At 47.5% G+C, this 16775-nt stretch carries 11 protein-coding genes; 3 read left to right on the forward strand and 8 right to left on the reverse strand.

The genetic code is table 11. From position 1 onward, the window contains the following. Positions 1-202 precede the first annotated feature (202 nt). From AB1797_06720 to AB1797_06755, 8 genes are all read right to left on the reverse strand, one after another. Positions 203-634, reverse strand: coding sequence for a response regulator (locus tag AB1797_06720; GenBank protein MEW5767307.1), 432 nt, complete (start codon positions 632-634; stop codon positions 203-205). Between the two features lie 99 nt (positions 635-733). Next, entirely contained in the window at positions 734-2314 is a 1581-nt protein-coding gene (locus AB1797_06725; protein MEW5767308.1) for an AAA-like domain-containing protein, read from the reverse strand. A gap of 320 nt (positions 2315-2634) precedes the next feature. Then, positions 2635-4977 (reverse strand): PAS domain S-box protein, encoded by a 2343-nt coding sequence (locus AB1797_06730; protein MEW5767309.1) that lies wholly within the window; start codon positions 4975-4977, stop codon positions 2635-2637. 36 nt (positions 4978-5013) lie between these two features. Beyond that, positions 5014-5973: an ABC transporter substrate-binding protein gene (locus AB1797_06735; GenBank protein ID MEW5767310.1), complete on the reverse strand. Its 960-nt coding sequence runs from the start codon at positions 5971-5973 to the stop codon at positions 5014-5016. A 32-nt stretch (positions 5974-6005) separates the two neighbouring features. Beyond that, positions 6006-8072, reverse strand: coding sequence for a TonB-dependent receptor (locus tag AB1797_06740; GenBank protein ID MEW5767311.1), 2067 nt, complete (start codon positions 8070-8072; stop codon positions 6006-6008). 27 nt (positions 8073-8099) lie between these two features. Beyond that, complete coding sequence (locus AB1797_06745; protein ID MEW5767312.1) at positions 8100-8411, reverse strand: hypothetical protein; 312 nt, start codon at positions 8409-8411, stop codon at positions 8100-8102. Beyond that, positions 8411-8692: a hypothetical protein gene (locus tag AB1797_06750; protein ID MEW5767313.1), complete on the reverse strand. Its 282-nt coding sequence runs from the start codon at positions 8690-8692 to the stop codon at positions 8411-8413. Before AB1797_06750 ends, AB1797_06745 begins: the two co-directional genes overlap by 1 nt. 97 nt (positions 8693-8789) lie before the next feature. Beyond that, complete coding sequence (locus tag AB1797_06755) at positions 8790-12824, reverse strand: AAA family ATPase (protein MEW5767314.1); 4035 nt, start codon at positions 12822-12824, stop codon at positions 8790-8792. A 177-nt stretch (positions 12825-13001) separates the two neighbouring features. On the opposite strand from AB1797_06755, the gene AB1797_06760 reads away from it, so the two are divergent. From AB1797_06760 to AB1797_06770, 3 genes are all read left to right on the forward strand, one after another. Then, entirely contained in the window at positions 13002-14543 is a 1542-nt protein-coding gene (locus tag AB1797_06760) for a Stp1/IreP family PP2C-type Ser/Thr phosphatase (GenBank protein MEW5767315.1), read from the forward strand. A gap of 452 nt (positions 14544-14995) precedes the next feature. Further along, a complete protein-coding gene (gene trxB / locus AB1797_06765) occupies positions 14996-15970 on the forward strand; it encodes a thioredoxin-disulfide reductase (protein ID MEW5767316.1) in 975 nt (324 codons plus the stop codon). A gap of 101 nt (positions 15971-16071) precedes the next feature. Then, positions 16072-16470, forward strand: coding sequence for a DUF5618 family protein (locus AB1797_06770; protein ID MEW5767317.1), 399 nt, complete (start codon positions 16072-16074; stop codon positions 16468-16470). The last annotated feature ends 305 nt before the right edge of the window (positions 16471-16775 follow it).

Genomic DNA, 16775 nt, shown 5'->3' on the forward strand with positions numbered 1-16775 from the left:
GTGCTATGGGTTAAGTTTCATCTCCTTTTCTACCGACAGCGTCGACATAAGAGCTTCCCCTCCCGCCCAGTTCACCCTCCCCCTAACCCACTCCCATCAAGGGAGAGGGAATTTTGCTTTGTCTCCCAACTAACTGCTTAACTTAGTTTTGAGTAGTTACCTTTGATGATACACCATCCCTAATCTGCAATCCGCCATCGAATCACTCCGGCGGCAGCTTCACGCAGGTCAACCAAAAGTCTTTGATGGTATTTACTACCTTCACGAAATCCTCCAGGTTGACCGGCTTAGTGATGTAGCAATTTGCATTAAGGTCGTAAACCTTGAAGATATCCTCTTCAGTCTTTGAGGTAGTCAGAACGATCACCGGGATACGTTTCAGATTTTCATCGGCTTTTATCTCGGCGAGCACCTCCCGGCCATCTTTCTTGGGCAGGTTCAAATCGAGCAAGATGAGTTCCGGACGAGGGGCATCAGCGTATTTACCCTTACGGCGCAGAAAGGCCATAGCCTCCACGCCGTCTTTAACCACGTGCAGGTTGTAACTCACCTTATTACCATCAAGGGCTTCCCTCATCAGGCGCACATCACCAGGGTTGTCTTCCACCAACAAGATCTCAACAGGCTTAACCATATTGTCCACCGATTCCCTCCTTGTCTGCTCAGGTAAAAGGCTGAAGGCTATCCACCTGAGCAGCCTTCATCCTTCAGCCTATCTACCGGTAGTCCTTTTTCACATCCCCCAAATCTTTATTTGCTTCCCCCGGTATGTTTCTTGCCGGCTAAAGATTTTCTCCTCCCAGGTCTTACTCTTGTCCCGGTCAAAAATCACCAGATGAGCTTCATCTGTCCCACAGCGGTCGGCATACTCCCAGGTCTGTTGGAGCCCTTTTCCAATGGTGCTGCTTAGAGAACCATTGACCAGCTTCAATTCGATCACTATTTGCTGCACACCACCAGGATAAGGCCAGATCAGCAGCAAATCAGTTCGAAGATGACCCAGACCGTACTCTCGCTCAATCCGGCCGCCACTATTGACAATCCTTTGCAGGAAGGCCTGAAGTAAAAGCTGCGGCCCGGGCTCCTTATAGTCAAACCGCTCTACCCAGTGCTTTGAGTGCTGGCGGAAAAATTGCTGGAAAGCCACCAGGAGCTTATCGGCGTCGAGACGGCCGTCTTCAGCCCGAATGTACCAAGACGGCTCCTGGCTGATGGTCAACTGGGTGGTATAGGTAAGCGCCCTGGGAATGACCTCCTGGTAGATCCGGTTGGCAATACGCAATTGACCCCTGGTGCTGATGAGACCAAGGTCTTCCACATATTGGACATCATCTTCGGACAACCGGTCTGGCTTTCCTCCTCCGGCTAAAATTGGTTCGATAACGCACCTAACTCGTTCTTCCTGAAGCTTATCGGCAAGCTGGTCAAGATGAGTTTCCCGCCTGAGGATAAGATTCTCTTTGGCCTCTATCACCATCTCAACTGTAATTGGTTGTGATCGCTCCCGGCCCCTGGTCATCTCGAAACAGGTCTCATAACCGAGGGCATTGACTAACCAAGGCTGTCCCTGGGTCAAATCCCAGATCATATCCAGTGTCTCGGAAGCAAACTGCTGTCCGGTCTCCTGGGTGTGTTGAGCGTAGAGGGTTTCAATTCCCGCCTGGTCAAAGTTGCCCAACCGCAAAGACTTAGCCTTGATGTTGAAGGCGCTGCCACCGGTGATGATGGCTTTTTCACGGTCCGAGTAAAGGCGGTAGTCTCGCACATCCCGCACCCCGCACAGCACAATACTCTGGGGAAAAAGGGACGGACGGTTGGGATACCCGGCCCGCAACTGCCGTAAGACTGAAATGAGGGTATCACCTATCAGGGCATCGATTTCATCTATCAGAAGCACCAGTGGGTTGGGGCTTACCTGGGCCCAGCGCCTGAGAATCTCCTCCAGGGCGCCCTCTCCCCCATATTTATTTAGCATATCCTCCCAGATATCATCTAAGAATGGGTCTCGCAGGAAATCACGGGCCTGCGAGGCCATTTTGCCCAAAATCGTTCTCATCCCCCGACTGACGTCTTCTCTGGCAGACTGGGCCATCTCCACGTTGAAGTAAAGGCGGCTGTACTTCCCCTCCTGATTCAGATAATCCATCAGGGCCAGCAAAGTCGAGGTTTTGCCTGTCTGACGGGGAGCGTGCAGCACAAAGTATTTCTTCTGGTCAATGAGAGTTAATATCTCAGCCAGATCGAATCTGGTTAAGGGAGGCAGACAATAATGATCCTCGCACCTGACCGGCCCGGCCGTGTTAAAAAAACGCATCAGCCTACCCTCCTCAATTGTTAATTGGTAACCGTTCAGCCACGGATGCACACAGATGAAACACGGATTTCCGTAAACCGTGTCCGGGAGTCGTGTCCGTGATTAGGTTGTAGGGACAACCCTTGTGGTTGTCCGCCTATGGGACGGACAGGGACAAGCTCTGTCCCTACAACTTCGCCTTCTGTCCTCTATTATTTATCCGTGCTAATCCGTGTCAATCAGTGGCTGAACGGTTACGTTAATTGTTAGTATACCCCATTATACTAATCCGGTCAAGCAGGATTTAGCTCTTCTGTGGCTTAAGGCCTCTGTCCCTGCCATCACGCCTTTATTGGCATGGTAAAATAAAAGGTCGATCCCTTGCCAGGTTCTGACTCCACCCAGATGCGTCCACCGTGGCGTTCTACAATCTTTTTACAGATGGCCAGGCCTACGCCGGTACCGGAATACTCAGCCCTGGTATGTAAGCGTTGGAATATTTGGAAAATGCGTTCGGCATATTCCGGCTCGATACCAATACCGTTGTCGCGGACTGAGAAGACCCACCCCTCCTTGATTTCGGATTTTGAGGCCGCCTTCCGCTTTTGGTATTCTGCCATTGACTTGACCGAGATATGGATGCGCGGCGGCTCTTGGCCGCGAAATTTGATGGCATTACTGATCAGGTTCTGAAACAACTGAACAAGCTGAGAGGCGTCGGTCATTATCGTCGGCAGGGGATCGTGAGTGATAATCGCCTCACTTTCCTTAATAGCCACCTGCAGGTTAGCCAGGGCATCTTCAAGGACAGCCGAGCAGTCGGCTGGCTCCAAAGACATGTCTCGCGTGCCGACCCGGGAATAAGCCAACAGGTCGTCAAGCAGCACCTTCATCCTGTTTGCCCCGTCTACAGTATAGCCAATAAACTCGTCGGCATTGGCATCGAGTCTGCCTTGGTAACGATCGGACAATAGCTGGACATAGCTGGCCACCATCCGCAAAGGCTCCTGCAGGTCATGTGAGGCCACATAAGCAAACTGCTCCAACTCGACATTGGAACGGGCCAACTCTGCCACGGTTTGCTCCAATTTTACCGCCGTTTGTTGGCGCTCGGTGATTTCCCGTTGAAGTTGTTCATTGGTCTTGGTGAGTTCGGCTGTCCGATTTTCTACCAGTTCCTCAAGTTGATCACGGTAGTTCCTCAATTCTTCCTCTGCTCGCTTGCGCGTGGTGATATCCCGGGTGACTCCCAGAATCCCTACCGGTTGGGTATCTTGATCGCGCAGGAAAGTCATGGTAGTCTCGACCCAGATGGTGGAGCCGTCCTTGCAAATCTCCTCCAACTCCAGCCTCCGTGAGCGGAACAGGTCCTTTGACTCCATATTCTCTATGGCCGTCTCTTCCGCCAGGGCCTTCATAACGACCTGGAAAGAGGCCGGGGTTAAAATCTCATCTATCCTCTGGGACAGAGCTTCTTCGACACTATAGCCCCGCAGACGGGCAATAGAAGGACTGATGTAGGTAAGCCGCAGGTTCATATCCATAGTCCAGATAACGTCTGTCACGTTCTCAGCCAGCAGACGATAGCGACTTTCACTTTCCCTGAGGGCATCTTCCGCCTCTTTGCGCTCGGTAATATTTTCAGCCACACATACCATCCCTTGAATATGGTTATCCGCATCCCGCATAATTGAACTCGAAAAAAGCACGGGTATCTCTTGGCCATCTTTGGAGAGATAAATGGTCTCTAAACTCTGGACAACCCCTTTCTTAATTAAATCGTCCACCCCGGCGCCCTTGAACGGTAATTCTTCTTTGGCTAAGATCTTTTCCAGCGGCTGACCGAACAGTTCTTCTTCCTGGTAACCTAAAAGGGCGCGGGTAGCGGCATTGACGGTTTGAATAATGCCGTCCGGCGAAACAACAATGAGGCTCTCGAGCATAGAGCGGATGATATTATCGGTGTATTCTTTACCTGAAATAATCTCATCTCTTGACTTATAAAGATCTCTCGTCATTTTATTGAAAGAAGCGGCCAATTCACCGATTTCATCCCTCGTCTTAACGGGCACCTTATAATTGAGGTCGCCTCCGGCCACAATTTCTGTTCCCATAACCAGCTTTTTAATAGGCCCACCTAAAAAGTATCTAATCAATAAAGCAATGACCAGAGAGGTAAGGAGGATACCCAGGGTAATTATTAATCCGGTGGTTTTCTTTGCCTCACTCAGTTTAGCCCTCATACTGTCCAGGGAAAGAACTAAATATATCTGACCGACCTCTTCGGTTTCTTTCTCTCCCGCCCCTAAAATCAACCCCTCTTCTTCCACCTCCTTAACCTTCTCAGTCAAGATAGGCGCCCTATATTCATTAATATATTTCGCCTCTTTTGCGCCTCCCTGAAACAAAATCTCCCCTTGGCTATCCTTAATCTCACAGAATATCACATCTTTTTGATCCAGAACGCCTTTAGCTATATTGGAAAGGGCTTCGGCGTCTTTAAGTAAGACCGGGTATTCGCTGCTGGTGGCTAAACTGCCCAGCAAGGCCTTGGCCCTTTCATCAAGCTCCGACAGAAGCGCCTCCCTTTCGTGGCCGACGAAATAAAGACCGAGAGCTAGGCCTAAGATAGCTACTGATAAGACAAACAGGGAAATAACCTTCTTGTCAATACCGAATCGCATCGGTCTCCTTTACACCTATTCTCTGGGGGTAAGTTATCATCTACCAAAAACCTCACTGGCTTCTTCAATAATTGCTGATGGAATTCTTATCCCCAATCTTTCCGCGGCTAACAGATTCAAGGAAAATCTTATTTTTCTCGGTCTTGAAGGTTGAATATCGGCCGGCTTTTCTCCCTCAAGTATCCTTAACGTAATCTCTCCGGCCTGCCTGCCTAACTCCTTGTAATCGCAGTCAAAAGAGATGAGCGCTCCGGCCTTAGTGTAAGATGAAGAAAGTCCGATCACTAGAAACTTTTTCCTTAGACTTTCTAGCAGGAGATACTCTATTGACTGAGGGAAATATATCTTAGAATCAGGAATCATCAGAAAACCGTCTATCTGCTGGGAAATCTCCTTAATCACTTTGGGGAACTCTTTTTCCGTATCAATTTTCTTGGTAATAAGTTGAAGTTCGAGCGCCTTACATAAGTCTAATGTTTCCCTGGATAGCGGGGTTGTTTTTGACGAATAAACCAGCCCAATGCTTTTTATATCCGGAAAGATCCTCTTAATTTCTCCCAGTTTAATCCTGGCGGAAATATCCAATGAGACCCCGGTAACATTCGGGTTAATAATTTTCCCCGGATCAAGAACCACGGAAAATACCACCGGAATGTTCTCTATCTCCTCTTTGGCTAATTTCAAGGCCTTTGTCCCTATGGTAAAAACTATATCAGGCCGTTTCTCTTTTATTCGTGAGAAAACTACTTTGGGTTCCTTTTCCTTTAATAAGTTGTATTCATCGGCCCACAAAGCCACGCCTTTTTCCTCAAGAAATTCCTTGAATCCTTGCCAGGATTGCTGGTAAGGTTCCAGATCTGATGAAAAGACAACAGACACCACTACCCGGTCAGCCGTCCGGGCTCGCTCAGACGCGTCTGTTATCTTAACCGCCCCTGCCTTCTCAGCCGCCAAGATTAAGATAAAAAATATTATCCCGCGTGATAAAATGATCATAAAGTGACACGCCCAAGAGTGGCCGAAGGCTCTCATAACTTATACCCTACTTTCAATAAAAAGTTCCGCCGGTTCTGGGGAATCTTTGTCTGCTTAAATTCTGTGCTGCACGGGTCAGCATAAGATTCATTAAAGAGGTTGTTAACCTTAGCCGTGATCTCCATATTCGGTAAGAGCCCCCGGCTAAATAGGCTGAAATTAGTAACCAGATAGGGGCTAAGCCATTCTTCCTCTTCGCTTACCGTTAGTCTTTTTCCCATATACTGAACTTCGCCGGTTAAGTAGACCCTGTCCTGAAAAAGAGGCAGACTAAGGCCGAGATTGGCCGAATTTCTGGGAGAATTAGCTAATTCCCGATGACTGCTTTCATCTTCTGTCTTCTGATAATTACAACTAAGATAGCCTTTAAGGCCATTCCATCTGCCTTTCAAGCTTAACTCAATCCCATTAGCCTTTGCCTTCCCTGTATCTTGGAACTGGAGTAGAGGTTCCTCAAAAGCCTCCTCTTCGATTTTCACCTGCGAAATTATATCAGAGAGATTGGTCCGATACAGGGAAAGACTGGCCTCTATCTTTCCCCCTATCCCTTGTTCAAAAACAAGCTCATAAGTCTTAAGTGTTTCAGGGGTAAGGTCCGGGTTAGGTTTCATGGTGGGGAAATTAGCCGGCTTAGGATAGCCGTCGTGGTAGTAGAGTTCATAAAAAGTAGGGGCACGAAAGGCGCTTCCGTAGAGCAACTTCAAGCTGCTATACTTGCCCGGATTGTAGACCACGCCGACCCGAGGATTGGTAGTTTCACCAAAGGTAGCGTAGTGGTCAATCCGGCCGCCTAAGGTAAGGGACAGATTCTCCCTTACCTTGTAGATATCCTGTAAATAAAAGGACCAGATATTCACCTGGTGTTTATCATCCAGATACTCAAAATAATACCCTGGCCCCCGTAGACCCTTCTCATAAGACCTCTGATGAATCCGGTAATGGCTCTGATATTCTCCGCCTACCACAAGTTGATTCTTCTCAGAGGCCTTCCAGTTTAATTGAACCTCTGAACCCACCCAATCAGCCCTGCTCCAATCTACTCCATCCTCTTTGTAGGGTTCTCCGGTTGCCTCGTCTTCCTTCCAGAAGATATAATCTCCATCAAAATAATAGTGATCATAGTAAATCCTGGCTAAAAGATTCTTTGTTTCATCTAACTCAGAATCATATTTCAATTCTACAAAGGAGTCTCCGTCAACCGTCTTAGAACGGGGGTCATTAAAGACTGTCTCATAAGCGCCGGTGGGGAGGCCTTTCTCCCGTTCGTTTAATCCGGCTTGAAGGCTTAGTTGGCCATAAGCCAGCTTCATAAAAAAGTCATAGGCCCCCTCCCCATCGCCATCTTCAAAAACACCATTATTGTGCTTTGGATCATTATCATCATATTCCGGGAAATAGAGGTCCTGTCCCTCACTGTCCATCCAATGGCCTGAGATAAAGACATCCACTCCGTTATCAAACATCCTTCCATAACTGAGGCCCCCCTTTTTTAACTGGTAACTTCCATAATTCCCGGCCACCTTTAGTCCATTAAGATCCGTCCCATTTTTGGTAACTGTGTTAATCACACCGAATAAGGCGTAGGTGCCATATAGGGCTGAGCCGGGACCTTTAACCACCTCAATCCTTTTTATTGAATCAATATCGATACTTAGGGGATTCTCCACGTCGCTGCCGCCATAGACAGGTTCATTTACGGTCACTCCGTCAATCATGACCAGAACTCGGCTGGAATAATCTCCAGGGATATAATATCCTCTTACGCCTAAGTGCGTATAACTTCTGTCATAAGTAACATAAAGACCCGGCACACCGCGCAAGGCCTCGCTTACGGTGGAGTAGCCGTAACGCTTAATCTCATCAGCCGTAATAACCGTCACTGAGGCCGGCGCCTCTCCGACTTTCTGCTCAAACTTTGCGGCGGCAAAGACTACCGGAATCTCTGTAAAAAGAATCTCCTCTCCCGTAATTTGGGTCAGCTCTTCCTCCTGTATCTGAGCAGCCCCAAGATTTGGCCACCACAAAAGCAAAATTGCCCAGATTAACAAATTTCGCTTCATCTTTTACCTCCCTTATTCATTTTAGAGTTACATATCTTGTTCACATTCATCATGATAGCCGCAGTTTCTTATGGTTATCATCCCTAATCGGGGGCCATATTCAAAGGTTATTCTGAGCTTCTTACTGGCATAGGCAATAAAAACCTCATTTCCTCCCACCTTGTATTTTGCCTTAACATTTGTCGCCTTATGGGTATTTAGGGCAGGATGGCGGGGGTTTGTGGAAAGAAAGGCGATCGCCTTATCAATCGCCTTTTGTTCCTTTACGGTTAGCTGTGAATAGCTTGTTAGGAATTTTATTTCAAAATTTGGTTGAAAGAGAGGTGTTAAAGAAGGCATTATAGTTGTTTCTTTAATTTTTTCAGAGCTGATTTTGGAGTTTTTGCAATAATGCCAGGGCGCATATCTTCATTTATTTCTCCTTCTTCCTGTTGCCATTTAGGACCCAGGGTTGTTGTCGGAAGACCGTCCATTCCTGGAAATTTTCTGACGGTCTGGACAGGATGCAAGATTAGGCAACCATTATCTTCAATGCATTCAAACAATGGTTCATTCTTGAATCCTGGAGGAAGTGTAATCCTTCCTCTTGAGTCTGTTTTTAGTATGACTGGTGAATTCATATATCCTCCTTCGTTAATAGTGGGTATATGGGTAAAGTAACATATTCAATGTTATCGGTCAAGTGCTTTTTGACTTTTTAGATCTCTTTTCAAATCTTCAAATGACCGCTCTCTCCAACTGAACCGAGACCAATTTGGACACCCCCGGCTCTTCCATGGTAATCCCGTAAAGGCAGTTGGCTGCTTCCATGGTCAATCGGTTATGAGTCACTACGATAAACTGGGTCTTTTTGGCAAACTCTCGCAAGAGCCGAATAAAGCGGGATATATTGGCCTCATCCAGGGCGGCATCTATTTCATCTAATAAACAGAAAGGACTGGGCTTGATCATAAAGAGGGCGAAAAGAAAGGCAATAGAGGTTAGAGACCTCTCTCCACCAGAAAGAAGAGAGATGTGGGAAAGCTTCTTGCCTTTCGGCTGGACAAAGAACTCAACTCCTGCCTCTAAAGGTTCTTCATCATCGGTCAGGAGTATCTTGGCATCACCGCCATCAAAGAGCCTCTTAAATATCTCGGAAAAGTTGTTCCTGATGGCTAAGAAGGTGGTTAAAAATTGTTCTTTGGAAGTTCGATCAATCCTGGAAATAAGTTCTCTTAGATCAGCCTGGGCCTTGACTAAATCATCCTTCTGGTTAAGTAGAAAATCCCTCCTTTTGATTAACTCTTCATACTCTCCCGGAGCAGCTAAATTCACTTCACCCAAGCCGGCTAATTTAGTCTTCAGTTCTTCAATCTCTTCCGATGGCAGATGGCAGAGTTCGGATTGGTCAGTGTTTAACTCCGCCATCCCGGGTACCCACGAAGTGGTGACGCCATCCGCCACTGGATTAGCTCCTAACTCATTTATTAACTGGCCATTAATGCTGCTGGCTTCAACCTCTACTTTAGCCCTCTCTAAGTCCAACGAGTGCAGTGCATCTTTGATCGAAAGGCCTTTTTTCCGGAGAAGATTTAGCTCGTTTTCTATTTGCCGGCAGCGCTGATCCAGGACCTTCTTTGCCTGTTCTTGTTGATCAATGGCGGCTTCTTTCCCAGATATTTCTTCCACTAAAGCCATTAACTCTTCCTGCCGCCTTAATAAGGATACCTCTTCTCTTTCTTGGGCTTCCTTTAAGTTCATTTCCCGGCCTGACAGTTCCCGGAGCGACCCTTCCAATTGTTCCTTCTCATTGTTTAAGCGGCTTATTGACTTCTCGACCTCTTGGCTTTGTTGAGTCAGGACAGCCAGACTGATCTTAGCTTGATTCAGGGATTCCCTTTTTTCCTTAAGCTCTTTTTGCCGGCGATCTAATTCTTGCTGACGCTCCCTTATTATGGCCTCTTGTTTTTTACCCTCCTGTTCTCTGGCTTCACATTGCCGAGTCAAACCCTCTCTTTGGCTGATCAAAACCTCCACCTCATGGGTTAATTCTCTTTGCTCAATGACCAGTTGATCCAGGTGAGAGATACAAGCAGTCAATAGGTTCTCTGAGGCCTCGACATCTTTATCTAAGGCCACCTTTTCCATCTCAGCCGCCTTTAGCCCGGCCTGAGTTATCCGGAGTTCTTTATCCAGTTCATCAAGCGCCGCCGCCACCTCTTTTCTTTCTTGCTCACCAATATGGAGATGACCTTTTATCTTATCAATAGCTACTTCCAGCTCATTGATTATCCGTCTTCGAGCCAGTAATCCGGTCTCCTTACTCTTACCTTTCCCCCCCTGGATCATTCCCCAGGGAGTAATGACCGTGCCGTCAAGGGTAACCAATCTACCGAGGGCGGATTGCGCACCCACTTGGTGGGTACCCGGGATGAGGAATGGTGGCTCGTCAAAGGAACAGACCGTAGAGGGCAAGAGATCTGTCGTTGGTGGTGTGAAATCGCCGATTTTACGAAACACCTCTGCTACGGGCATAGTATTCTGAATCAAAAGCACATCGGCCAATAAAAAATCCATCAGCCCTTGATACTCCGAATCTACTTTAACCAGGCCCCGCAACCACCCTATTATCCCCTCATCATTCCCCCATCGCGGGTACCCAGGAAGTGGGTGCGCCATCCGAAATCCGCCTTCCAACGGGATCTTGTCTAAGACGAATAAAGTCACCCGCCCTTTCTCTTCCAGATAATTCAAGATATTGGCTGCCTGTTCCGTGGTTTCCACCACTACCGCCTCCAGGGCTCTATCCAGAACTGCTTCCAGGGCTGTTTCATATTCGGCCGGCACAGAAATAAAATCCGCCATAAGTCCACGCACACCAGGAAAATCAGCCTTAAGCACCGCTTTTGTCCCCTCGGAATAACCGACTAATGACTTCTCTAATTCCCTAAAAGTCTTAATCTTAGCATAGCCGGCTTCAAGCTGCACTTTAAGTGAATTCACCTCCCGCTCAAGTTTACATAACTCTTCAGAAACACCCTCCCTTTCCTTTTTAAGATCAGCGATCCTTCCCCTGCTCTGCTTAATCTTGTCCTCCTTGATTTGCACCCTTTCTTTAAGACCCACTATCTTTTGAGTTAATTCCTGATGCCTGTTTCCCTCTTTAATCCGGCGTTGTAAAACAACCTCTGCTTCCCCTTTCTTTCTCTTTTCCTCTTTAGACAGATTAACCAGCTCGTGCTTGATGCCTGCCGTCTCATTAAGATAATCAATCAGGACAGACTTGGCCTCCTCTAACTGCCTTGACTCCCCGGCTATCCCCTCTTCCGCCTGGCTTAACGCTTCCTCGATTTCAGCCAGATTTAACTGGTTTTTCTGGAGCTCTTCCTTAAGCCTCTCCCCTTCCCTTTTCTGATTAAACGCTTGCTCCTCATTTTTCTTGACAGATCTCTGCAGGTATTCTATTCGAGCCTGGGTCTCCTTAGCCTTTTCTTGCCACGAAGAAAGCCTCTCTTTAGACCCAAGGATAAACTTCTCCAGTTGATGACGCTTCTCTTTATCTTCAGTTATTGATTCCCTGAATTTGAACAACAGCGACTTGCTCTTTTCTCTCCGGTCACTTTCCTCGGCTAAAGCAGCTTCCAAGCCGGTGGTGTCTTTCTCTATCTCGGCGACCTTACCCTTTAAGTGGTCAATCTTATGGACAAGCTCAGCTTCTTTCCTTTTTAGATAATGATACCTGGCCGTATTTAGCTTAATTTCTAACTCTCTTATTTTTGATTTCAGGCTTTTATACCGCTCAGCGCGCTTGACCTGTCTGGCCAGCGACTTTTCCTGCCGCTCTATTTCCGAAAGGATGTCATTTAATCTCAATAGATTCTGTTCAGCCAGGGCCAATCTGGCCCCTGCCTCTATTTTTTTATTCTGGTAAACCTTGACTCCGGCGGCCTCTTCAAAGATATGGCGTCTCTCCACAGGCTTACTTCTCAGGATGGAATCCACCCTCCCCTGCTCTATCAAAAAATACCCTGTTTCCGAAAGCCCGGTATCGAGGATGATCTCTTGAATATCTTTCAATCGGCAGGGCCGATTATTGAGGAAGTATTCCCCTTCTCCTGACCTGAAGAGTCGTCTTTTTATCTCCACCAGATTTTCGATTTCGGATGGCGCACCCACTCCGTGGGTACCCGGGATGGCAGATTGCGGATTGCCGATGGCGGATGGCAAATGGCCGATGGCGGATGGTGAATGGCCGATGGCGGATGGCGAATGGCCAATGTCGGATGACGGATTGCCAATGGCGGATGACTGATGGTAGATTTCGGATTGCGGATTGCGGATTGCGCACCCACTTCGTGGGTACCCGGGATGGCCGATGTCGGACGGTAGATGGCTGATTTCAGATGGTGAATGGCCGAGGGTGGATGGCAGATGGCCGATGGCGGATTGGCTTTTCAGCCCCACTGGACCGGCTTCATTTTGTGGTTTCGGGTTATTAAGCCGTAGGGTAACCTCGGCCATTCCAAGGCCATGACGATTAGGGGTCCCATTGAAGATGACATCAGTCATTGTCTTACTTCTGAGCCAACCAGCCACCTGCTCGCCAAGAACCCACCTTATCGCCTCCACAATATTACTCTTCCCACAGCCATTAGGCCCCACCACCGCCGTTATTCCAGGAGCGAATTCAAACCTTACCCTTTCAGCGAAGGATTTAAAACCTATAATCTCTACTTCTCTTAATAATGCAGCCATAACTTGTATTTTTAGCATATTTTAACAAAAAAGTCAACTGGATTTTTGGTAATACCGTCCACCCAGTCCACAGAAGGCCACTCGCCGCCTCTTGAGCGTGGCCCGTGGCCGAAACGACGAATCAGGCCAAAAAACATATTGACAAAGGGCAAGCAAAGATGTTATATTGAATTATCATACAGGGGGAAATATACCATGAGAATTGAGGCCAAAGGCTGGACCGATATTGGGCTAACCAGAGAAATCAACGAGGATTCTTTTGACGTCTCTTTCCAAGGAAAGGAATGCCTGTGTCTACTGGCTGATGGCATGGGAGGCGGGCCACGGGGTGAGATAGCCAGTCAACTGGCGGTGAGAGGGATTAAAAAATTCATCCAAACCACCCCCAAAGAAGAGGAGCTTACCCTGGAACTTGAAGATTTCATTCTAAAAAGAATAGAGGCAGCTATCTTAAAGATAAATAAGATGCTTTACCATAAGACATCTGAAAATCAAAATCTGGCCGGCATGGGCACAACCATCGTGGCTGCTTACTGCGACAATAAAAGGCTTTATTTAGCCCATGTAGGCGATAGTCGTTGTTATCTCATCCGTTCAGGCGAGATAATGAGATTGACTAAGGATCATTCCTATGTCCAGGAATTATATGATAAAGGGATTATTGCCGAAGACCAGATAGACTCCCATCCGAAAAAGAACATTATTACCCGGGCACTGGGAGTGGAAGCAGAGGTTAAATCTGACAGTAAATCTTTAACCGTTCAGGATAAGGATATATTCTTACTCTGTTCCGATGGTCTGACCGGCAAGGTTAAAGACCGCGAGATTAAAGAGATCATAGAAATATATAGAGATGATCTGGATACCGCGGCCAGGGTGTTGATTGATCTGGTCAACAAGAGGGGCGGAGATGATAATACTACCTTCATTTTACTCAAGATCACCGAAGATAGAAGATTTGCCCTTATCGCCTCCTGGTTGACAAGAAATCCCGCCCTCTTTGTTTTATTAACAATGGTGGTTGGACTTATCGGGGGAGGGATAGCCTCTTATGCCAGATTCGCTTTTGCCCCTTATCTTCAGGAGAAAGTGATACCCCTTAGCGCTTATCATAAAGAGCCAGAAGAGGCAAAATCAATATCAGACACCTCTGTGACCGGGTTTGTAGGGGCAGGCCCCCGTGCCTCCCCTGATATGGGGGCGGCAAAATCAATATCAGACACCTCTGTGATAGGGTTGGCCAAAGAAATAGCCGTCAGAGATAAAGAAGCCGAGGGGCAAAAGGCTGAACCTGCCGGCATAGAGCTTACTACAGACCAACAAATATCAGGCACTCCACCTCAACAAGCCCCTCAAATCCAGAGGGCGGCTCTTAAAGAGAAACCAAAGGCCGTAGAAACAACTCCCAAAATAGTGGCTGAACAAACTCAAGCCCCTCTGAAGACCAAGAAAGAGCCGGTTACTGAAAGGAAGGGTAAATTCGTTATTCAGGCAGGCGCCTTCACCAGCGAAAAAGAGGCCTGGCAAAGGGTCGCTTTTCTCAGGAGCCGTTATTTAAAAGAAGAAACAGATATTGTTTACCTGGCCGGTCCTGTTAAGGTCAAAGGGCAAAATTGGTATAGGGTCCTTTTAGGCCCCTTTCCCAACAAGGCTAATGCTAACAGATTGCTTCAGCAAATAGAAACTCAAGATAGAGCAGAGGCTTTTGTCCGTGAGATGTCCCCTGCGGACAGATGACAGAAGTCAGAGGAGCTGACCTCTGACCTCTGGCATCTGACCTGAGACAGAATGAGCCAGAAGGCAAGACAGATAAAATGTTATAAATGCAGACACTTCAAGATTACCTGGGACAGCAACTTTCCCTATGCTTGCCAGGCATTTAACTTCAAATCAAGGTACCTGCCATCAATGACCGTATTTGAAGCCAGCGGCCGGAAGTGTGAGTTGTTTACACCTAAGCCAGTAGCCGACAGACAATAAGAACTCACATCCATAAGTATAGCCCAACATTGGCGTTATCCGTGAGAATTATTCGCCTACGTTGATCATCGTTTCGGCCAGTCGGGATAGAGTCCGCTGTCCACACCGTCTATACAGTCCACAGAAGGCAGCTCGCCGGCTATTAACCGTCGACCGTCTTAAAGTGGTCGAAACGATGACCAGCACCCAAAAAAAAGCGGAGGGAGAAAATGGGATTTGATTCTGGACTTCAACCAGGCGAGGGATCGCCAAAAGCCAGGGAGTATGAGATTATCATTGTAGGCGCTGGTCCGGCCGGCCTTACGGCAGGGATATATACTGGACGGGCGCGCATCCCTACCTTGTTGATAGAAAAAGGGGGTGCAGGTGGACAGGCCCTCTTAGCGGATTGGATTGAAAACTATCCTGGATTTCCAAAAGGGATATCAGGGTCTGATTTGATGAGCCAAATGGAGGAACAAGCCCTCAAATTCGGCCTGAAAAGGATAAGCGAAGAGGTAACCGGCCTGATGGAAAGAGCGGATAAAAAAGGCTGGGTGGTTAAGACCGCGGCCGGAGAATATAAAACCCTGGCCGTAATCATTGCTGCCGGGGCTCAGCCGGCTAAATTGGGTGTCCCGGGAGAGGATGAACTGCGGGGTAAAGGGGTTTCATATTGTGCTACCTGCGATGGGTTTTTCTTTAAAGACCGTGAGATAGCCGTGGTTGGCGGCGGAGATACGGCTGTTACCGAGGCATTGTTCCTAACCAGATTTGTCTCAAAACTGACTATTATCCACCGCCGGGATCGACTTCGGGCCGCTAAGATCCTCCAGGAGAGGGCGCTTAATCATCCCAAGATAGATTTTGCCTGGAACTCGGTGGTGACCGAGATCTTAGGTGATGAGAGGCTGGCCGGCGTGCGGATCAAGGATGTTAAGACCGGCCGGGAGAAGACGCTTTCCCTTTCCGGAGTCTTCATCTTTACCGGCTTACGGCCTAACAGCCACTTCCTGACAAATCTAATAGACCTGGATGAAGGCGGTTATATTATCACCAATGAAAAGATGGAGACCTCGCGAGGGGGTATCTTTGCCTGCGGGGACATCCGTTCAGGTGTATTTCGTCAAATAACCACTGCCTGCGGTGATGGAACAGTGGCGGCCCTTTCGGCCCAGCACTATGTAGAGGAATTATTCAGGTAGATAGGCTGAAGGCCGAAGGCTGAAATTCTTATCAGCCATATTTTTCTTGACAGAAAGGCGCATATCATGTATAAATTTCTACCAAGGGGGGAAGGGCGCTTATGGAGCAGATGAAAGAACCATTGAGATACTTAGAGAATGCAAAAGAGATATTAAAAAAATCGTCTATTGAGGATGACATATATCTCGATAAAAAATATGTAAGGCAGGCGATGGGAGCAGCTTATATCGGCATCTTAGAGGCAATTAATGAGTTATTATTGCAGAAAGGGTATACAAAAAAAGAACTTCCCAAAAAGGTCGAAGAATATGAGAAGGCTTTAAAAAGAGAGTTTGGGGCTTATAACGGGAGACTTTTAAGAGAGTTTGATATGCTCTATGATACCCTGCATATATGGGGATATTACAGAGGAACTATTACCAGTGTTCTAATAGTTAAAGATGCCCTCAAATTGGCGAGGGCGTTTATTGAAAAGCTCAGTAGAGCAGTAAAATCTTAATCGGAGAAAGGAGGCATTTTTATCTTGACAAAATAGCCTTATCCTCTGCTATTTATATGCCCGAGTAATCGTTCACCACAGAGACACTGAGACACGGAGAATGATTTTAGAAAAAGCACTTACAGAGCAAATAATTGGGTCAGCGAACCGTTCAGCCACAGATGCACACAGATGAAAGACGGAAAATCCGTGAGCCGTGTCCGTGATTCGGGTCTGTCCTTAGGCTGTAGGGACAACCCTTGTGGTTGTCCGTCTACGGAACGGACATGGACAAGCACGGACAGGGACAAGCCCTGTCCCTACAC

The organism is bacterium, from assembly GCA_040753085.1.
Lineage (GTDB): Bacteria > UBA9089 > JASEGY01 > JASEGY01 > JASEGY01 > JASEGY01.